This is a genomic window from Curtobacterium sp. UCD-KPL2560 (assembly GCF_001705035.1).
Classification (GTDB): Bacteria; Actinomycetota; Actinomycetes; order Actinomycetales; family Microbacteriaceae; genus Curtobacterium.
Window position 1 is genome coordinate 20,075 of sequence record NZ_MCIG01000007.1, and the last position, 19,229, is coordinate 39,303.

At 72.1% G+C, this 19,229-nt stretch carries 15 protein-coding genes and 1 tRNA gene; 13 read left to right on the forward strand and 3 right to left on the reverse strand.

Annotation, left to right across the window (positions count from 1 at the left end; genetic code table 11):
• The first annotated feature begins 38 nt into the window (after positions 1–38).
• The 11 genes from BEP24_RS17950 to BEP24_RS03520 all read left to right on the forward strand — a co-directional run bounded on the left by BEP24_RS17950 (position 39) and on the right by BEP24_RS03520 (position 14,348).
• A complete protein-coding gene (locus BEP24_RS17950; protein ID WP_065960309.1) occupies positions 39–3,236 on the forward strand; it encodes a DNA polymerase III subunit gamma and tau in 3,198 nt (1,065 codons plus the stop codon).
• Complete coding sequence (gene recR / locus BEP24_RS03475; RefSeq protein WP_065960312.1) at positions 3,236–3,835, forward strand: recombination mediator RecR; 600 nt, start codon at positions 3,236–3,238, stop codon at positions 3,833–3,835. Before BEP24_RS17950 ends, recR begins: the two co-directional genes overlap by 1 nt.
• A gap of 133 nt (positions 3,836–3,968) precedes the next feature.
• Entirely contained in the window at positions 3,969–5,234 is a 1,266-nt protein-coding gene (locus tag BEP24_RS03480) for an aspartate kinase (protein ID WP_065960315.1), read from the forward strand.
• 49 nt (positions 5,235–5,283) lie between these two features.
• Positions 5,284–6,336, forward strand: a complete 1,053-nt coding sequence (locus tag BEP24_RS03485) for an aspartate-semialdehyde dehydrogenase (RefSeq protein WP_065960317.1) — start codon at positions 5,284–5,286, stop codon at positions 6,334–6,336.
• Positions 6,337–6,452: 116 nt separating this feature from the next.
• The gene (locus BEP24_RS03490) at positions 6,453–7,940 is read left to right on the forward strand and encodes a malate:quinone oxidoreductase (protein ID WP_083230039.1); all 1,488 of its coding nucleotides are present in this window, start codon (positions 6,453–6,455) and stop codon (positions 7,938–7,940) included.
• Positions 7,941–7,999: 59 nt separating this feature from the next.
• On the forward strand, positions 8,000–9,157 hold the full coding sequence (locus tag BEP24_RS03495; RefSeq protein WP_065960319.1) for an Rv2578c family radical SAM protein: 1,158 nt from the start codon (positions 8,000–8,002) through the stop codon (positions 9,155–9,157).
• Between the two features lie 157 nt (positions 9,158–9,314).
• The gene (locus tag BEP24_RS03500; RefSeq protein ID WP_065960321.1) at positions 9,315–10,610 is read left to right on the forward strand and encodes an ATP-binding protein; all 1,296 of its coding nucleotides are present in this window, start codon (positions 9,315–9,317) and stop codon (positions 10,608–10,610) included.
• Positions 10,607–11,785, forward strand: coding sequence for a hypothetical protein (locus BEP24_RS03505; protein WP_065960323.1), 1,179 nt, complete (start codon positions 10,607–10,609; stop codon positions 11,783–11,785). Before BEP24_RS03500 ends, BEP24_RS03505 begins: the two co-directional genes overlap by 4 nt.
• Entirely contained in the window at positions 11,772–12,473 is a 702-nt protein-coding gene (locus BEP24_RS03510; protein WP_253181551.1) for a response regulator, read from the forward strand. The genes BEP24_RS03505 and BEP24_RS03510 overlap by 14 nt, the downstream gene beginning before the upstream one ends.
• The gene (locus BEP24_RS03515; protein WP_065960325.1) at positions 12,473–13,108 is read left to right on the forward strand and encodes a thymidine kinase; all 636 of its coding nucleotides are present in this window, start codon (positions 12,473–12,475) and stop codon (positions 13,106–13,108) included. Before BEP24_RS03510 ends, BEP24_RS03515 begins: the two co-directional genes overlap by 1 nt.
• 199 nt (positions 13,109–13,307) lie before the next feature.
• The gene (locus BEP24_RS03520; protein ID WP_065960327.1) at positions 13,308–14,348 is read left to right on the forward strand and encodes an LLM class flavin-dependent oxidoreductase; all 1,041 of its coding nucleotides are present in this window, start codon (positions 13,308–13,310) and stop codon (positions 14,346–14,348) included.
• A 455-nt stretch (positions 14,349–14,803) separates the two neighbouring features.
• On the opposite strand, the gene BEP24_RS03525 is transcribed toward BEP24_RS03520, so the two are convergent.
• The 3 genes from BEP24_RS03525 to BEP24_RS03535 all read right to left on the reverse strand — a co-directional run bounded on the left by BEP24_RS03525 (position 14,804) and on the right by BEP24_RS03535 (position 18,490).
• Positions 14,804–14,877 (reverse strand) — tRNA-Pro (locus BEP24_RS03525).
• A 101-nt stretch (positions 14,878–14,978) separates the two neighbouring features.
• A complete protein-coding gene (locus BEP24_RS03530) occupies positions 14,979–15,935 on the reverse strand; it encodes a metallophosphoesterase (RefSeq protein WP_065960329.1) in 957 nt (318 codons plus the stop codon).
• Positions 15,932–18,490, reverse strand: coding sequence for a transglycosylase domain-containing protein (locus BEP24_RS03535; RefSeq protein ID WP_065960331.1), 2,559 nt, complete (start codon positions 18,488–18,490; stop codon positions 15,932–15,934). The genes BEP24_RS03530 and BEP24_RS03535 overlap by 4 nt, the downstream gene beginning before the upstream one ends.
• Positions 18,491–18,540: 50 nt before the next feature.
• Here BEP24_RS03535 and BEP24_RS17390 point away from each other — a divergent pair, with 50 nt between their 5' ends.
• Together BEP24_RS17390 and BEP24_RS03540 are read left to right on the forward strand one after the other, a co-directional pair.
• A complete protein-coding gene (locus tag BEP24_RS17390; RefSeq protein WP_171898715.1) occupies positions 18,541–18,699 on the forward strand; it encodes a hypothetical protein in 159 nt (52 codons plus the stop codon).
• Positions 18,696–19,157 (forward strand): RidA family protein, encoded by a 462-nt coding sequence (locus tag BEP24_RS03540; RefSeq protein WP_065960333.1) that lies wholly within the window; start codon positions 18,696–18,698, stop codon positions 19,155–19,157. The genes BEP24_RS17390 and BEP24_RS03540 overlap by 4 nt, the downstream gene beginning before the upstream one ends.
• Positions 19,158–19,229: the final 72 nt, after the last annotated feature.

Sequence of the window (19,229 nt, forward strand, 5' to 3'; positions counted from 1 at the left end):
GGCGTCGAGGTGTCGGCCGTCCCGGCTACCCTTGTCGCGTGGTCACCGCCCTGTATCGCCGTTACCGGCCCGAGAACTTCGCCGAGCTGATCGGGCAGTCGCAGGTCACCGACCCGCTGCGCACCGCACTCCGGACGAACCGCGTGAACCACGCGTACCTGTTCAGCGGCCCGCGCGGGTGCGGCAAGACGACCTCGGCGCGCATCCTCGCCCGCTGCCTGAACTGTGCCGAGGGCCCGACGGACACCCCGTGCGGTGTCTGCCCGAGCTGCGTCGAGCTCGCCCGTGGCGGGAGCGGGTCGCTCGACGTGATCGAGATCGACGCGGCGAGCCACAACGGCGTCGACGACGCGCGCGACCTGCGGGACCGTGCGGTGTTCGCCCCGGCGCGGGACCGCTACAAGATCTTCATCCTCGACGAGGCGCACATGGTGACGCCGCAGGGCTTCAACGCGCTGCTCAAGCTCGTCGAGGAGCCGCCGGAGCACGTCAAGTTCATCTTCGCGACGACCGAGCCCGAGAAGGTCATCGGCACGATCCGGTCCCGCACCCACCACTACCCGTTCCGACTCGTCCCGCCGGCCACCATGCTCGAGTACGTCGAGCAGCTCTGCGCGACCGAGTCCGTCTCCGTCGCGCCGGGGGTGCTGCCCCTCGTCGTCCGCGCCGGTGGTGGATCGGTCCGCGACACGCTCTCCCTGCTCGACCAGCTGATGGCCGGCAGCGAAGACGGCGCGATCACCTACGAGCGCGCGGTCGCGCTCCTCGGCTACACCGACGCTGCCCTCCTCGACGACGTGGTCGACGCGCTCGCCGTCGCCGACCCCGCCTCGGCGTTCGCCGCGATCGACCGGGTCGTGCAGACGGGGCAGGACCCGCGGCGCTTCGTCGAGGACCTGCTCGAGCGCCTGCGCGACCTCATCGTCGTCGCCGCGACGAACGAGAGCGCGGCAGCGGTCCTGCGCGGGGTCTCGCCCGAGGAACTCGACACCATGACCCGCCAGGCCGGCGTGTTCGGCGCCACGGCACTGTCCCGGTCGGCGGACATCGCGAACCGCGCCCTCACGGACATGACCGGTGCGACCTCGCCGCGGTTGCACCTCGAGCTCATGACGGCGCGGATGCTCGTGCCCGAGGCCGACGACACCCAGCGCGGCGCGCTCGCGCGGGTCGAGCGGCTCGAGCGACGGGTGGGCGTCGGCGAGCCCGCCGAGCACCAGGTCGGAGGCGCGGCTCCCGATGCCGGGGCCCGGTCGCGTCCGGCGTCGGACGCCGGTCGGGGGACCGGCGCGGTGCCGCAGTCCGCTCCCGCGACCGCCACGCAGTCCACTCCCGCCGCAGGCGCGCAGTCGTCGGGTGCACCGGCAGCCGGCGGTGCTCGTGCCACCGCTCCGTCCGCCGCCGCGCCGGCGCAGCAGGCCGACCAGGGTCGGGCGTCCGGTGGAGCCGGTGTGGCCGACCCCGGGGCTGCAGCGCGCGATGCCGCCGCCTCCTGGGCAGCGGTCACCCCCGGCACGGCGGACCAGGGGACGCCGAGTCAGGGCGTGCCGGACCAGGCAGCGCCGAACCAGGCAGCGCCCACCACGAACGGGTCGACCGACGACCGTCCCGCTGGACTCGCTCGCACGGCGGCCGGTGCCGGTCAGGCGGACGACGGGGATCGGACCGCCGCCCCCGGTGCCGGCACGCAGGGCCCCGGTCGTGACGAACCGTCCGGCGAGGTCAGCCCGTCGTCGACCGGCCAGGGCACCGCGGTGGGCGACGAGCCCGTCGTCCGTCCGGTCGCCGCAGTCGGGTTCCAGCAGCTGCGTGACGCCTGGCCGCAGGTCGTCGAGCACGTCCAGCACGCGAAGCGCTCGGCCTGGTCGGTGGTCGTCACCGCACAGGTGACCGCCCTCCGCGAGGACGTGCTCACCCTCACGTTCCCGAGCCAGCAGGACGTCGCCTCCTTCAAGGAGATGAGCGACCCGTCGACGAGCGTGAGTGAACTGCTGCGGTCGGCGATCCTCGACGTGCTCGGGCTCCGTGTGAAGTTCGTCGCCAAGGGCCCCGGCCAGCAGGGACAGCCGCCTGCCGGGCGACCGCCGCAGGCACCGGCGCCGCAGGGATCTGCGCCGCAGGGATCTGCGCCGCAGGGATCTGCGCCGCAGGGATCTGCCCCGCAGGGCGCGGGTCGGCAGGCTGCGGGCCAGCAGGGTGCGGGTCCGCAGGGGGCGGGCGGCCAGCAGGACCGGCAGCAGGGCGCGCAGTCGCAGCGACCGGAGCAGTCGCAGCCGGGTGCGCAGCAGCCCACGACCGGACCGCGGCCATCGACGCAGCAGCAGGCTCCGACGCAGGAGTCCCAGCAGGCCGGGCAGTCCCGGCAGGCCGAGCAGTCCCGTCCGTCGCCGCAGCCGCAGCCGCAGCCGCAGCCCGACCGGAGCGCCGGGACCCCCGAGCCGTCCGGCTCGGCGCCGGCGCCGTCAGCGACCCCGCCTGCCTCCTCGACCCAGGCTGCCTCCTCGACCCCGGCTCCCTCGGGACCCGTCACCGACTGGGTCGTCGCCGCCATCCCTGCCACCGACCCGACCTCGGGTGCCGTCCCGGAGCACGTCGAACCGAGCTGGTCCGCGCCGTTCGGCACGACGGACACCGGTGAACCGGTCGCCCCCGTCCGGACGGTGTCCGACCCCGCCGTCGACGCCGCCCTCGCGGCACAGCTGCGCCCGGCGTCCTCACTCGGCGGGCAGCAGGCGGGCCGCCCCGCAGCGGCCGCAGGGGCCGCAACGCCCGACTCCGAGCGGCCACAGGCCTCCGGCTCCGCGACTGCGGACGCCCCCGTGGCCACGACCCCGGCCACCTCAGCGGGCGCGGGCGACGAGCAGTCGACGGCCGTACCGGCCGGCAACGGCACGGCCCCGACCGCAGCGTCAGCACCCACCGCACCGGGCACGGGCCCCGACGTCCCGGTCGACGACTACCCGCTCGACGACGACCCCTACGACGACGGGGCGCCGTACCCCGACCCGGGCGTCGGCGGCTCCCGCGGTGGAGCCGGTGGACCCGCGCCTGCCAGGTCCGGGGCAGCCCCCGCGTCGACGCCGTCCGCCGCCCCGGCTGCACGCCGGACCCCACCGGCCGCTCCGCCCCAGGTCCGCCGCACACCCGTGTCCGGCCGCTACGGTGAGGCAGTCGTCCGCGAGATCCTCGGTGCGCAGTTCATCGAGGAGACCGCCCTGCACGAGGAAGGCGCCTGATGTACGACGGGATCGTCCAGGACCTGATCGACGAGTTCGGCCGGCTCCCGGGCATCGGCCCGAAGTCAGCGCAGCGGATCGCCTTCCACATCCTGCAGACCGAGTCCTTCGACCCGAGCCGGCTCGCGGAGCTCCTCGCTGACGTCAAGGAGAAGGTCCGATTCTGCGAGGTGTGCGGCAACGTCACGGAGTCCGAGCGCTGCAGCATCTGTCGCGATCCGCGGCGGAACCCGGCGACCATCTGCGTCGTCGAGGAAGCCAAGGACGTCGCGGCCATCGAACGGACCCGTGAGTTCCGCGGGCTGTACCACGTGCTCGGCGGTGCGATCAGCCCGATCGACGGCGTGGGACCCGACGACCTCCGCATCCAGCAGCTCATGACCCGCCTGGCCGACGGCACCGTCGACGAGGTGATCATCGCCACCGACCCGAACCTCGAGGGCGAGGCGACGGCCACGTACCTGAGCCGCCTGCTCGTCCCGATGGGGATCCGCACCACGCGGCTCGCCTCGGGCCTGCCGGTGGGCGGCGACCTCGAGTACGCCGACGAGGTCACCCTCGGCCGCGCGTTCGAGGGCCGTCGGGTCGTCGGCGGCTGACGGACGCCGACCACTCCGGCCCACGCAGGATCGTTGCGTCCGGCCGGCCTCCGACGCAACATCCGCGGAACACGCACTACCATTGTCGAACCGCGTCACAGTCGCGGATCCTCGTCCCCGGGAGTACCAACCAGTGGCCCTGATCGTGCAGAAGTTCGGTGGTTCGTCCGTGGCGGACGCCGAGAGCATCAAGCGCGTGGCGAAGCGGATCGTCCAGACGAAGAAGGCGGGCAACGACGTGGTCGTCGCTGTCTCCGCGATGGGCGACACGACCGACGAACTCGTCGACCTCGCGCACTCCGTCACCCCGATCCCGGCCGGTCGTGAGCTCGACATGCTCCTGACCGCGGGGGAGCGCATCTCGATGGCGCTGCTCGCGATGGCGATCAAGAGCCTCGGCGTCGAGGCGTCGTCCTACACGGGCAGCCAGGCCGGCATGCTCACCGACGCACAGCACGGCAAGGCCCGGATCGTCGACGTCACCCCGAAGCGGGTCCGCGAAGCACTCGACGCCGGTCACGTCGCGATCGTCGCCGGCTTCCAGGGCTTCAACCGCACCACGGGTGAGATCACGACGCTCGGCCGTGGCGGCTCGGACACCACCGCGGTGGCCCTGGCCGCGGCGCTCGACGCCGACGTGTGCGAGATCTACACCGATGTCGACGGCATCTTCACGGCCGACCCGCGCGTGGTCCCGAAGGCCCGGAAGGTGGACCGGATCACGAGCGAGGAGATGCTCGAGCTCGCCGCGTCCGGTGCCAAGGTCCTCTACATCCGTGCTGTCGAGTACGCCCGTCGGCACGGCGTCACCCTGCACGTCCGCTCGTCCTTCAGCAACGCCGAGGGAACCATCGTCTACAACCCTGCAGAGGGGGAAACCGTGGAAGAACCGATCATCACCGGGATCGCCGGAGACCTCTCGGAGGGCAAGATCACCGTCGTCGGTGTGCCGGACACCCCGGGCAAGGCCGCCGAGATCTTCACGATCGTCGCCCGCGCGGGCGCGAACATCGACATGATCGTGCAGAACGTGTCCGAGGCCGTCACCGGCCGCACGGACATCTCGTTCACGCTGCCGAAGGACCAGGGGCAGGGCGTGCTGACCGCGCTCGAGGTCGCCAAGGCCGACATCGGGTACGAGGGCATCCAGTACGACGACCAGATCGGCAAGCTCGCGCTCGTCGGTGCCGGCATGCGGACCAACGCCGGCGTCTCGGCCGCGCTCTTCCGCGCGTTGCACGAGGCGTCCATCAACATCGAGATGATCTCGACCTCCGAGATCCGCATCTCGGTCGTGACCCGCGCCGACACCCTGAACGAGGCGATGCGCGTCGTGCACGCCGCGTTCGGGCTCGACGCCGACCAGGAAGCCGTCGTCTACGCCGGCACGGGTCGCTGACCCCGGCGTCGCGCCGCAGCCCGATCGACGACCCCACCAGGAGCACCACATGAGCACCCTCACCGTCGCCGTCGTCGGCGCCACCGGACAGGTCGGCGCGGTCATGCGTCGTCTCCTCGAGGAGCGCGCCTTCCCGGCCGACCGGGTCCGCTTCTTCGCGAGCGCCCGGTCCGCCGGCACGACGCTGCCGTTCCGCGGCGAGGAGATCGTCGTCGAGGACTCCGAGACGGCCGACCCGTCGGGCATCGACATCGCGCTGTTCTCGGCCGGTGCCACGGCGTCCCGTGCCCTCGCGCCGCGGTTCGCCGCCGCCGGTGCCGTGGTGGTCGACAACTCCAGCGCCTGGCGCATGGACCCGGACGTGCCGCTCGTCGTGAGCGAGGTGAACCCGCACGCGATCGACCAGGCACCGAAGGGGATCATCGCGAACCCGAACTGCACGACCATGGCGATCATGCCGGTGCTGAAGGTCCTCGACGGCGAGGCCGGCCTCCGCCGACTCGTGGCGACGACGTACCAGGCCGTCTCCGGCTCGGGCCTCGCGGGGGTCGAGGAACTCCTCGGGCAGGCACGCGCCGCCCTCGAGCAGGACACCGCTGCCCTCACGCACGACGGGTCCGCGGTCACCTTCCCGGAGCCGGTCAAGTACGTGCGGCCGATCGCGTTCGACGTCGTCCCGCTCGCGGGCTCCATCGTCGAGGACGGCCTGGGCGAGACCGACGAGGAGAAGAAGCTCCGCAACGAGAGTCGCAAGATCCTCGAGCTCCCGGACCTCCTGGTCGCCGGCACCTGCGTGCGCGTGCCCGTGTTCACGGGACACTCGATCTCGGTCCACGCCGAGTTCGACCGTCCGCTCTCGCCGGAGCGCGCGACCGAACTCCTCGCGGGCGCACCGGGCGTCGAGCTGTCCGAGGTGCCGACCCCGCTGCAGGCGGCGGGCCAGGACCCGACCTTCGTCGGCCGGATCCGCGCGGACCAGTCGGCCCCCGAGGGACGCGGACTCGCGCTCTTCGTCAGCAACGACAACCTCCGCAAGGGCGCCGCGCTCAACGCGGTGCAGATCGCCGAGACGATCGTCGCGCGCCGCTCGGTCGCCGCGTAGCGGCGGTCGCCGACGCGACCAGCAGACGGACGGGAGGCCCGTGGCGGATCCGCCACGGGCCTCCCGTCCGTCCCGTGGTCGGCCCGCACTCGGCCGCACGACGGTAGGATCGACGGGTGGCAGTGAAGCAGGTGGACCCCATCGACGTCGTCCTGGTCGGGGGAGGGATCATGAGCGCCACGCTCGGCGCCATCATCCATCGCCTCGAACCCACGTGGAAGATCCGCGTGTACGAGCGGCTCGGGTCGGTCGCGCAGGAGTCCTCGAACCCGTGGAACAACGCCGGGACCGGGCACTCCGCGCTCTGCGAGCTGAACTACACGCCCGAGATGCCCGACGGCCACGTCGACATCGCGAAGGCCGTCACGGTCAACGAGCAGTTCCAGGTCTCCCGGCAGTTCTGGGCGCACCTCGTCGAGACCGGGGCGCTGCCGCAGCCGAGCAACTTCATCAACCCCACGCCGCACATCTCCTTCGTGTGGGGTGCCGAGAACGTCGAGTACATGCGCAAGCGGTACGAGGCGCTCAAGGACCACCCGCTCTTCGCGGGCATCGAGTACTCCGACGACCCCGCGAAGATCCGCGAGTGGGCGCCGGCACTGGTGCCCGGCCGCAAGAAGGACCAGCCCATCGCGGCGACGTACTCCGCGGCGGGTTCGGACGTCGACTTCGGGTCGCTGACGCGTCAGCTGTTCGACGAGCTCGAGATCGCCGGCGTCGAGTTCGAGCCCTCGCACCAGGTCCGGAAGATCACGCGGTCGAAGGTGTCCGAGGGCTGGGCGCTCGACGTCCGGAACGAGGTCGGACGCTCGACGCAGCGGATCGCCGCGAAGTTCGTGTTCGTCGGCGCCGGTGGTGGGGCGCTGCACCTGCTCCAGAAGTCCGGGATCCCGGAGATCCGCGGGTACGGCGGCTTCCCGGTGTCCGGTGAGTTCCTGCGCACCGACGACCCGGAGGTCGTGCAGAAGCACGCGGCGAAGGTCTACGGCAAGGCCAGCGTGGGCGCGCCGCCGATGTCCGTGCCGCACCTCGACACGAGGATCGTCGACGGGTCGGCGTCGCTCATGTTCGGCCCGTACGCCGGGTTCAGCCCGAAGTTCCTCAAGCAGGGCTCGGTGCTCGACCTGTTCCGCTCGATCCGGCCGCACAACCTCCGGCCGATGCTCAGCGTCGCGTTCTCGAACTTCGACCTCGTCCGCTACCTGGTCGGGCAGCTGCTCGCGTCGAAGGAGACGAAGTTCGACGCGCTGCGCGACTTCATGCCCACCGCCGAGGCCGAGAACTGGCACCGCATCACCGCGGGACAGCGGGTCCAGGTCATCAAGCCCGACCGTGAGAAGGGCGGGGTGCTGCAGTTCGGCACCGAGGTCATCACGTCGGCCGACGGGTCGATCGCCGGGCTGCTCGGGGCGTCCCCGGGCGCGTCGACCGCGGTCCCGATCATGTTGACGATGCTGCAGCGCTGCTTCCCGGACCGCTGGGCCGGGTGGGAGCCCGCGGTGCGCGAGATGGTGCCGACGTACGGCAAGGACCTCGGCTCGGACGCGCAGCTCGCCGACGAGACGCTCGCACGCACGGCGAAGGTGCTCGGCCTGCACCACTGACCGGCCCGTCCCGGCCCACCACGGTTGCGCCGGGTTCGAACATGTGTTCGAATGGCGCGATGCGGTGGAGTGGACAGGCGATCGATGCCGAGCGGGACGACGCCCTGCCCGGCCTCGGCTCGAACAGCGGACTGGTCCGGAGCGTCACGACGCCGGAGTTCGCCGGCGTGACGTTCCACGAGGTCCTCGCGAAGAGCGCCCTCAACCGGGTGCCGGCGGCCGACGGCACGGGGACCTACGGGTGGACGATCAACCCGTACCGCGGGTGCAGTCACGCGTGCGTCTACTGCTTCGCGCGGCCGACGCACACCTACCTCGAGTTCGACGGCGGCGCCGACTTCGACCAGCAGATCGTCGTGAAGACCAACGTCGCCGACGTCCTGCGTCGGGAGCTGCGCCGGCCGAGCTGGGACCGCCACCCCGTCGCCCTCGGGACGAACACCGACCCGTACCAGCGCGCCGAGGGGCGGTACCGGTTGATGCCGGGCGTGATCCGGGCACTGGCCGAGTCCGGGACGCCGTTCAGCGTCCTGACCAAGGGCACACTGCTGCGCCGGGACCTGCCGCTCCTGGTCGAGGCCGCCCGTTCCGTCCCGGTCGACCTCGCGATGTCGATCGCGGTCTACGACGACGACCTCCAGCAGCAGGTGGAGCCCGGGACCCCGACGACCTCCGCGCGGTTGGCGACCGTCCGTGCGATCCGTGACGCCGGTCTCGACTGCGCCGTGTTCCTCATGCCCGTCCTGCCGTTCATCACCGACACCCGCGCGCACCTCGACGACGCCGTGGGTCGCGCCGCCGCGGCCGGCGCGACGAGCGTCATGTACTCGGCCCTGCACCTGCGACCGGGTGTGAAGCCGTGGTGGTTCGCGTGGCTCGAGCGGACCAGGCCCGACCTGGTCGCGCGCTACCGCTCGATGTACCTCGACAACACGTACGCGCCGGCCGACTACCGACGGTGGCTCGCCGAGCGCGTGCGGCCGATCCTGCGGGCGCACGGGGTCGACCTCGGACGGGTCGACCCCGCCACCGGGTCGATGGGGTTCCGTGACCGGCCGGACACGATGCGTCCGGCGCCGCTGCTGCGTCCGAGCGTGTCGTCCGCGTCGCCCGAGGAGCAGTCCCGCCCGTCGGCGTCGCCGCTGAAGCGCGCCGACCCGGGGTGGGACCGTCGCGCTGCCGCCGTGCCGGCGCCGTCGGGCCCGACCCTGTTCTGAGGAACGTCCGTGTTCCGCGTCCGGGGGACACCGCGTGTCAGCGATCGGCGGTACCATCGGGCGAGTCGCCGAACCGCGCTCGATTCGGGGTACACGGCCACCGCTCCCGGTGGCCGGGTCCGGCGGCTCAGACGTCTCCCGGAAGGACCCACCGCACGTGCTCGGCATCCCCACGCACCTCGCGCCCCGCGTGAATGCCTGGTCGACCGTGCGCGCCTTCCACGCCGCCGCCGTGGGCTCGGTCGTCGCAGCCGCGGTCGTGCTGCTGCTCTGGGGACTCGCTGACCCGCAGGTCCGGGTCGGGAGCGCCGTCCTGGCGCTCCTGCCGATGCTCGTGATGGTCGGTGTGCACGTGCAGTTCGCCACCTGGCGGTCGGCGGTGGCCTTCCTCGTCGTGGGCGGCCTCTGCACGTGGTGGTTCGCGTCCGCCGTCCAGGACCAGGTCCCGGCCGGCTGGGTGGTCGGCTACCTGCTGTCCCTCGCGGTCATCCCGCTCGTGCTCGTCGGCGGAGCGGGCGCGGTACCGGGCCGGGTCGTGCTGTGGTCGGTCGGCGGGTTCCTCGTCGGTCGGACCGCGACGTCCGTCGCCCTCGTGCAGGCCGGTGCGCCGCCGCAGCCGCTCGTGCTCGCCTGGGTGACCCTCGGCTTCGTGGTCGCCCTCGTGCTCGTCACCAGCCGCAACACCGCCCGGTCGGAGCGGGTCCAGCCCGAACTGCTCCGCTCGGCCCGCGAGGAACACGTGTCCGCCTACCGTGCGGGCGTCGAGGCCGAGGCCGCCGCGATCCTGCACGACACCGTCCTGAACCACCTCGGCGCGATCGCCCTCGCACCCTCGGGTCCGATGGACCCCCAGCTCGCACGGACGATCGAGTCCGACGTCGCGATGCTGACCGGCAGACAGTGGCTCGGCACGGACACGAGCGACGCGGAGCCCGAGCCGGACGCCGTGTCGCGCGCCTTCGAGGCGATGGTCGACGAGCACCGGGCCGAGGGGCTCGACGTCGTCGTGACGGGGGACGCCGGTGTCCTGGGCTCCCTCGGGAGCGACGCGTCGACCGCGCTGCTGCGCGCGGTGGGGCAGTGCCTCGCGAACGTCCGGAAGCACGCCGGCACCGACAGCGCCGAGGTCAGCGTGTTCGACGACGGCTCCTCGTGCACCGTCATGGTGGTCGACGACGGCCGCGGCTTCGACGAGCAGGAGACGGGTGCCGACCGCATGGGCCTCCGTGGTTCGGTCCGCGAGCGCATCGGTCGTGTCGGCGGCGACGTCCAGGTCTGGTCGTCGCCGGGGTCGGGGACGAGCGTCATGATGACCGTGCCCCGGTCCTCGTCCGCGGGCGAGCACGCCTCGGTCGGTGCCGGGCCCGACAGCGGGCGCCTGCGCTCCTCCGGGTCGTTCACCTGGCCGCCGCCCGGGTTCGACGGGGTCATCGACCGGGGGACCGGTCGGTGAGCCGCGTCGACACGACTCGTCTGCACGCCCGCGGTGACCGGACCGCCCAGCAGTACGACCCACTCGGTGCGATGGGGTCGCGACCGCTCGCCGTCGTGCTCGGTGCCGGTGCGGTGCTCTGGGCGCTGCTCGTCTCGGTGTTCGACCGCGACGTGGTCGGGAGCCCGACCCTCAGCGCGGTGACCGTCCTCCTCCTCGCCGCGTCGGGGGTCGTGGTGGTCGTGGCGTCCTCGCCGTTCCGGGCCCCGTTCCCGCGGTGGGCGTTCGCCCTGCACGTCGCCCTCCTCGCCGCGGCCGCGGCGACCAGCGTGGCCGCGCAGTGGGGGCCGGACCGGAACGCCCTCAACGACTTCATGTGCCTGCTCACCGCGACCGGGATCGTCATGACCGCTCCGTACCGTCCGTGGCGCGACCTCGCCGTCGGGGGAGTGGTCCTCGCCGTCGTCGACGGTGTCGCGTGGGGTGTCGCCGCCTCGGTCTTCCCGCACGCCACACCCGTATCGGTCGCGGCGTTCCTGGCGGCGGCTCCGACGCTCGTGCTCACCGGTGCGTCGGTCGTGTTCGCGTGGACGTTCGCCGGCCTCGCCGAGCGGGTGCAGATCCGTGCGGGTTCGTACTCGGTGGCGCGCGCCGAGCGGGACGGCATCGCGGCCAGTGTGCAGCAGGAGCGATCGAACGTCCTCGCCCGCGACGTGGCCCCGTTCTTCGCCGAGCTCCGCGACCGCGAGGTGATCACCGACGCCGACCGGGCGCGGGCACGGGCGATCGCGGACGGCATCCGACGCGGCATGGTCGCCGACGCGGACCGGACCTGGTTCGAGCACGCGGTCGCGGTGGACGGCGGGAGCACCACGGCCGTCGACGACCCGGAGGGCCTCATCGCCACGCTCGACGCCGACCAGCGCACGGTCGTCCGCACCTTCCTGCGTGCCGCGTTCGACGACGAACACGTCGACCCCGCGGGCTTCCACGCGACCGTCCGCCGCACCCCCACGCTCGACGGCGTGCCCGCGCGCGTCGCCGTCTCCATCGACCTGACCGTCGACGACTCCGACGTCGGCATCCACCGCACCTTCGACCCCTACTTCGCGGTCCTCCGCGTGACCTTCCCCGACCTCGACGTCGCGGTCCGCCCGTCGTCCCTCGCACTAAGGTTCTCCTATGACCAGCACTGACCCGACCCGGACCTCGGAGGGCGTGCCCCCGCTCCCGCAGCCCGGAACCCGACGCGTGCGGCTGGCGATCCTCGACGACCACGAGGTGCTGCTCGACAGCCTCTCGAGCTGGATCGCCGTGAACGCCTTCGACTTCGACCTGGCCCTCACCGCGCACACGTGGCTCGAGATGGTGCACAGCGAGAACTTCCCGACCGACCTGGTCTTCCTCGACTTCCAGCTCAAGGAACCCGTGTCGATCGAGGCGCGCGTCCGCACCTGCCGTGCGGCGGGCGCGAAGGTGATCGTCCTGTCGAGCGTCGACAGCCGTGAGTCCCGCGACCGTGCCCTCGCGGCCGGAGCGGCGGCGTTCCTGTCGAAGTCGCTGCCGATGCGCGAGGTGATGGACATCGCCCGCGAGGTCATGGGCGTCTCCCGCGAGACCCCGCCGCAGCGCGACTGGCGTCCGCTGCCCACCGGGGCGAACGCGCACCAGCGGCCCAAGCTCAGCAACGGCGAGGAAGAGGCCCTGCGGCTGTACGTCTCGGGCTACTCGACGAACGAGGTCGCCGCGCAGATGAACGTGCAGTACGAGACCGCGAAGACCTACCTGCGCCGCGTCCGCGAGAAGTACAGCAAGGTCGGGCGTCCGGCGTCGAAGAAGTCCGACCTGATCCGTCGGGCGGCCGAGGACGGGTTCCTCGCGTAGTGGCGAAGCTCTACTTCCGCTACGGGGCGATGAACAGCGGCAAGAGCACCGGGCTGCTGCAGGCCGCCTACAACTACGAGGAACGCGGGCAGCGCGTGCTGCTCGCGAAGCCGTCGGTCGACACCAAGGCCGACGGCGCGATCGTGTCCCGGCTCGGGGTGACGCGGTCCGTCGACCTGGTGTTCGGTGCCGCTGACGACGTGCGCGCCGCGGTGGCCGACGCCGGGGCGACCGACCCGGAGTCCGACCGGCTCGACGGCGTGGTCCGACCGGTGAGCTGCGTGCTCGTCGACGAGGCCCAGTTCCTCACCCCGCGACAGGTCGACGACCTGCTCCGGATCGCCGTGCTCGACGGCATCCCGGTCCTCGCGTACGGCATCCGGACCGACTTCCGCACCGAGGCGTTCCCCGGCAGCGCGCGCCTGCTCGAGGTCGCCCACTCGCTCGAGGAGTTGAAGACCATCTGCCGCTGCGGCCGGAAGGCCGTCTTCAACACCCGGAAGGTCGACGGCCGCTTCGTCTTCGACGGCTCGCAGGTGGCGATCGACGGCGCCGGGGTCACCTACGAGTCGCTCTGCGCGAACTGCTACCTCAGCGAGTCCGGTGGCCGCCTGGACGGCGACCTCGGGCACTGACCCCGGACGCTGACCACGTCGTGTCCGGGCCGGTCCTGCGGGGCCCGGCCACCGGGGTGGTCGGGCCACGGTCGGACGGGAGGCGCGGGTCGGCGCCGCCCCGTGCCTCCCGTCCGGAACGGGGCCGGGACGGCCCCGCGCGCACGGCGGTCGGCGAGCCGACCGGAATGCCCGACGGATGCCCGCGGTTGCCTCCCGCATGAGCGACGCAACCGTGCACCTGTCCGTCCTCGACCTGGCCACGCGTGAGTACGGCCAGACGAACACCGAGGCCCTGCAGGGCACCATCGACACGGCGGTGCACGCCGAACGGCTCGGCTACGAGCGGATCTGGGTCGCCGAGCACCACGGCATGCCGGGCATCACCTCGTCGGCGCCCGCGGTGCTGCTGAGCGCCGTCGGTGCGGCGACCTCCCGGATCCGCATCGGGTCGGGCGGCGTGATGCTGCCGAACCACGCGCCGCTCGTCGTCGCGGAGCAGTTCGGGACGCTGCGCGCGCTGTACGGGGACCGCGTCGACCTCGGCATCGGGCGCGCCCCGGGCACCGACGGCGCGACCGCGATGGCACTGCGCCGCACCGACCGGCTCGACGTCGACGACTTCCCGCAGCAGCTCGCCGACCTGATCGGCTTCTTCACGGGGATGGACGCCGAGAACCCGCTGTCGCGCATCCGGGCGGTCCCCGGGTACGGCGACGTGCCCGAGTTCTGGCTGCTCGGGTCCTCCGGGTACAGCGCGCAGGTGGCGGGAGCGCTCGGCGTCTCCTTCGCCTTCGCGCACCACTTCGCGTCGGACAACACCGAGGCGGCGCTCGCGCTGTACCGCGACTCGTTCCGGCCCTCGCGCTTCCGGCAGACCCCGAACGCGCTCATCGGCGTGCAGGTCGTCACCGACGAGGACCCGGCGGTCGTCGAGGAGCAGAGCGCCCCCGGGATGATCTCGTTCATCCGGATGCGCCAGGGGATGAAGCCCGAGCCGGTGTCGATGGACGAGGCGCGCGCGTACACGTTCTCGGACCTCGAGCGTCGGTTCATCGCCGCGCGCACCGAGCGGCAGGCGTACGGTTCGCGGGACCAGGTCGCGGCGAAGATCAACGAGCTCGTGGCGTCCACGGGTGCGGATGGTGTGATCGTCGCTCCTGGGGCCGCCCAGGCGCGTTACCGGCACCAGGCGCTCGACGTCGTGGCGTCGCTGCAGGCCGAGGGGCGGCTCGTGCCGGCGGGGGTCGCCGCGGCGTAGCTGCTCGGCGGGAGAGCGGGCGCCGGCGCGCGGTCCTCGCGGCGTCGGCCCGCGGCCCTGGCGGCGTCGGCCCGCGCTGCCGTCTCGGCGTGAGCCCCGGGCTGTGGGCCGGGACGCGCGATGCGCGGGGACGCGCCGGAGCGCCTCGTGCCGCGCGGTGCCGGCGCACAACCGGAGGCACGTCGCACCACGGGATCGCGTGGCGCGACGTGCCTCCGGTTGTGCCGGAGCAGGTCGCGCCACGCAGGCGCGCACCGAGCGCCCCGCACCGGACGGGCGGCGCGCACCGCGCACGGGCGGCGCGCTGCTGGGCGTCTGCGCGCACGGGCGGCGCGCCGCTGGGCGTCTGCGCTCTCGGTACAGGGGTGACAGGTCCGGACACGACAGGTCCGGACATGACAAGAGGCCCTGGTTCCGGAGAACCAGGGCCTCTTGCGTACTGTCTCAACACAGTGTCGGGGTGACAGGATTTGAACCTGCGACCTCCTCGTCCCGAACGAGGCGCGCTACCAAGCTGCGCCACACCCCGCGGTGTGATCACTCCGAACCGGAGCAACCCCAGAAGTCTACCGGATGATCGGGGGTGCTCACGACCATCGCGGTGACGCCCGGGCGCGTCGTCCGGACGCGTCAGTCCGTCCGCGCGGTCAGGGTCACGACGACCGCCTCGGGGCGGCACGAGAACCGCACGGGCGCGTAGATCGACGTCCCGATGCCCGCAGAGACCTCGAGCCACGACCAGTGCGCCCGGTGCTGCCACTTGTGCAGCCCGCTGACGTACCGGCGGGGCAGGTCGGAGTTCGTGACGAGCGCCCCGACGCCCGGCACCTGGACCTGGCCGCCGTGGGTGTGCCCGGCGAACACGACGTCGGCACCCTGGTCGACGAACGCGTCGAGCACGCGGCGGTACGGCGCGTGCGTGATGCCGATCGCGACGGGGGAGGGGCCGTCCTCGTCCTCGGTCCACGGGACCGTGCTGCGCATCTCGTCGACGTTGGTCGGCAGCAGGTCGAGTCGGTCCCAGCCGCGGTGCGCGTCCGAGGTACCGAACAACTCGAAGCGCGAGCCCTTGAGTTCGATCGCGTGCGCCTGGTCGTTGACGTCGAGCCAGCCGAGCGACTCGAAGAACGCCGTCTGCCGGTCGACGTCGAGCTCGACCGGACGGGCGCCTGAGTGATGCCGACTCGGCCCGGTGAAGTACTTGAACGGGTTCCGGGGCTGCGGACCGAAGAAGTCGTTCGAGCCGTGCGCGAAGGCTCCCGGCACGCCGCGGAACGGCTCGAGTGCGTACTCGATCGCCGCGTTGGCCGTCGGGTGGCCCAGGTTGTCGCCGGTGTTCACGACGAAGTCGGGCTCCACCAGGCTCAGGTCGCGCAGCCACTGCTGCTTGTCGGCCTGCCAGGGCGCCATGTGGATGTCGGACAGGTGCAGCACCGTGACGTCACGGGAGCCCGGCGCGAGGACGGGCACGGTCTCCCACCGGATGCCGAAGCGGCGACGCTCGACGAGGGTGCCCCACGCCGTCGTCGCCGCTCCGATGGTCGCGCCCGCTGCGATGATCCCGAGCGCCGCGCGACCGCGGGTCACTGGCAGCCCTTCGGAGCCTTGCCGTCCTTGTCGCCGAACAGCTGCAGCGTCACGGGCGTGGACTTCGCCGCGCTCGTGCCGGCTCCGGGGTTCACCCCCGCGACCGTGCACTCCGCGCCACCGGCGGCGAACTGGTCCGACACGGCGACCGAGGTGAACCCGGCACCGCCCAGGGCGCCCTGCGCGTCCCGGAGGCTCTTGCCCGCGACGTCGGGAACGGTCGCCTGCGAGCCGTCCGTCGTGTACACCGTGACCGACGAACCGGCCGAGAGCAGCGATCCGGCACCGGGGGAGGTGCTCGACACCGTCCCGGGCGTCCCGGACCCCGGCTGCGCGCCACCGTCGACGTAGGTGAAGCCGGCGCCGGCCAGGATCGAACGGGCCTCGTCGGCCGTCTTGCCGGTCACGTCGGGGACGTTCTGGCTGTTGCCGCGGAGGGCGGCCTGCGACGGGGTCGGGAAGGGCCCGGCCTCGTACATGGCGTTGATCGGGATCATCGCCTGCTGCCAGACGTGGGCACGCTGCGACGCGTAGGAGCCGTACCCGGCTCCCGGGAGGTAGTGGCGGAGGTTGTTCTTGCCACCGTCGGTGTTGCCCTGCCAGTAGGCGGTCGCGACCTTCGAGCTCGCGCCGACGAGCCAGATCTGGTCGGCGTCGTCGGTGGTGCCCGTCTTCGCGAACAGCTGCGTGCCGTCCGGGGTCTGGGCGCCGACCGCGGTACCGGACTGGATCGTCCCGCGCATGGCGAACGCGGCCGATGCGGCGACACCCGGGTCGAGCACCTGCTTGCACTGCTTCGGCTGACCGCCGAGGTCCTTGCCCTCGGCGTTCTTCACGTTGTCGATGGCGATCGGGGCGCAGTAGGTGCCGTTGTTCGCGATCGTCGCGTACGCCGACGCCATGGTCAGGGGCGCGATGTTGTTCGTGCCGAGGATCGACGACGGGTAGGCGTTCAGCTCGGTCTTCTCGTCGGCCGAGTGCACCCCGAGGTCCTGCGCGGTCTGCCGGATGTCGCAGAGGTCGAGCTTCGCGGCCATCGAGGCGAACGCCGCGTTGACCGACAGCGCCGTGGCGCGGGCGACGGTGAAGTTGCCGTTCTCACCCGCGGAGTCGTTCTTCGGCGCCCAGGCGGAGTAGATCGTGTCGCCACACTGCGTCCAGCGCGAGGTGTTGTGCGGCGTCCCGTTCACGGACTCGTTGAGGCCGTGACCGGCCTTGAGCCAGTCGAGCAGCGTGAAGACCTTGTAGGTCGAGCCGACCTGGAAGCCGATCGACCCGCCGTACTCCTTGTCGACGCTGTAGTTGATCGACGTCGCGGTCGGCGGTGACTGCAGGGACTGGTCGTAGTCCTTGTTCTGCGCCATCGTCAGGATCCGGCCGGTCGAGGCCTCGACCGAGTTCAGGGCGCCACCGAGCTTGAAGCGGCTCTCGGTGTTCGGGTCGAACTTGTTGAGCAGGTCCTTCTGCTGACCGTTGAGGTCGAGGTTCAGGGTCGTCTGCACCGTGAATCCGCCGTTGCGCCACGCGGTCGCGCGGTCCTTCTCGGTCGCGCCGAGCTGGGACATCTGCTTGACGACCTTGACGGCGTAGTCGCAGAAGAACTGCGAGCCGTTGCCCGCGGCCGACTGGCAGCCCTGGCTCGGCTGCGTCAGGCGCACGTAGTCGGCCGGCTTCGAGGCGATGGCCTGGTCGTACTGCTCCTGCGTCAGGTGCTTCTGCGCGAACATCGACTTCAGGATCACGTCGCGACGGGCGACGTTGGCGTCGTAGTACTTCGGGTCGGACAGGTTGCGCGTGTTCGGCGACTGCACGATCGCGAGGATCGACGCGGCCTCCTGGGGGCTGAGGTCGGTCGCGCTCTTGTTGAAGTAGTGCTGCGCCGCGGCCTGCACGCCGTAGGTCTGGTCACCGAAGTAGGCGATGTTGAGGTACCCGGTGAGGATCTCCTTGTGCGAGTACTTCTTCGCCAGGCCGATCGCGAGCTTCATCTCCTCGAGCTTGCGGGGGATGGTCTGCTCGACCGCGTCGTTGTAGGCCTTCTGGCGCTCCTCCTGCGAGGGCAGCTCGAGGGCCTGCTGCATCTTGATGTTGCGCACGAGCTGCATCGTGAGCGTCGAGCCACCGCCGGACTCGCCGAGCCCGCCCGCGAGGGATCCGACACCGGCACGGACCAGGGACGTCATGTCGACGCCGCCGTGGTCGTAGAAGCGCTTGTCCTCGCCGTCGATGGCCGCGTTCTTCAGCTGGTCGCTGATCTGGTCGAACTGCAGCTCCTGGCGGTTCTGGTCGTAGACCGTCGCCAGGTGGACGGACTGGCCGCCCGAGTACGCCAGGACCTCGTTGCGCTGCGGCAGGTCACCGATCTCGATGTACTCCGGCAGCGACTCGAACACGCCGATGGTGGAGGTCGTGGTGACCCCGGCGACCGCGATCGCGGGCGTGACGCCGATGGTCACCAGCAGGCCGGCGAGCGCGCTGAAGCCGACGAAGCCGATGAAGGCGCCGATCGCAGAGACGGGCTTGGTCCGCGAGGCAGACGTCTTCTGGGCAGACATAGGATGCAGCCTAAACGACACCCCCGACCGGAAGGCTGGCAAGGATCTCCATGATGCGCTGGGAATACCTCACGACGCCGCTGATCATCCACAACACGACCGCGATCCTCAACAACTTCGGGGACGAGGGCTGGGAGCTGGTCCAGGTCGTCACCGGCCCCGAGGGCGGGCTCGTCGCCTACCTCAAGCGTCCGAGGGCCGAGGCGTGAGCGTCGCCGCCCGACTGGCCGAGCTCGGCCTGACGCTGCCGCCCGTCGCGGCACCCGTCGCCGCCTACGTCCCGGCGGTCGTGTCCGGGCACCACGTGTACACGGCGGGACAGCTCCCGTTCGTGGACGGAGCCCTCCCCGTCACGGGCAAGGTCGGCGCCGACGTCGACGCCGAGACCGCGACCGCGCAGGCGCGGACCGCGGCGCTCAACGCCCTCGCGGCCGTCGAGTCGGTCGCCGGGTCGCTCGACCGCGTCGCCCGGGTCGTCAAGGTCACCGTGTTCGTGGCGTCCGACCCCTCCTTCACCGGCCAGCCCGGGGTCGCCAACGGCGCGTCCACCCTGGTCGGCGACGTCTTCGGTGAGGCCGGCGTCCACGCGCGCAGCGCGGTGGGCGTCGCCGTCCTGCCGCTGGACGCACCGGTCGAGGTCGAGCTCGTCGTCGAACTGACCGACTGACGGCGGTTCCCCGCCCCGTCACGCAGGTCGCGCCTCCAGTCCGGTCGGACGGGAGGCGCGACCTGCGTCCGG

What these genes read in the sequence shown, in the direction of transcription:
- recR (WP_065960312.1), top strand. Translation starts at nt 3,236, where the DNA reads ATGTACGACGGGATCGTCCAGGACCTGATCGACGAGTTCGGCCGGCTC.
- BEP24_RS03485 (WP_065960317.1), top strand. Translation starts at nt 5,284, where the DNA reads ATGAGCACCCTCACCGTCGCCGTCGTCGGCGCCACCGGACAGGTCGGC.
- BEP24_RS03495 (WP_065960319.1), top strand. Translation starts at nt 8,000, where the DNA reads ATGCGGTGGAGTGGACAGGCGATCGATGCCGAGCGGGACGACGCCCTG.
- BEP24_RS03510 (WP_253181551.1), top strand. Translation starts at nt 11,772, where the DNA reads ATGACCAGCACTGACCCGACCCGGACCTCGGAGGGCGTGCCCCCGCTC.
- BEP24_RS03520 (WP_065960327.1), top strand. Translation starts at nt 13,308, where the DNA reads ATGAGCGACGCAACCGTGCACCTGTCCGTCCTCGACCTGGCCACGCGT.
- BEP24_RS03535 (WP_065960331.1), bottom strand. Translation starts at nt 18,490, where the DNA reads ATGTCTGCCCAGAAGACGTCTGCCTCGCGGACCAAGCCCGTCTCTGCG.
- BEP24_RS17390 (WP_171898715.1), top strand. Translation starts at nt 18,541, where the DNA reads ATGATGCGCTGGGAATACCTCACGACGCCGCTGATCATCCACAACACG.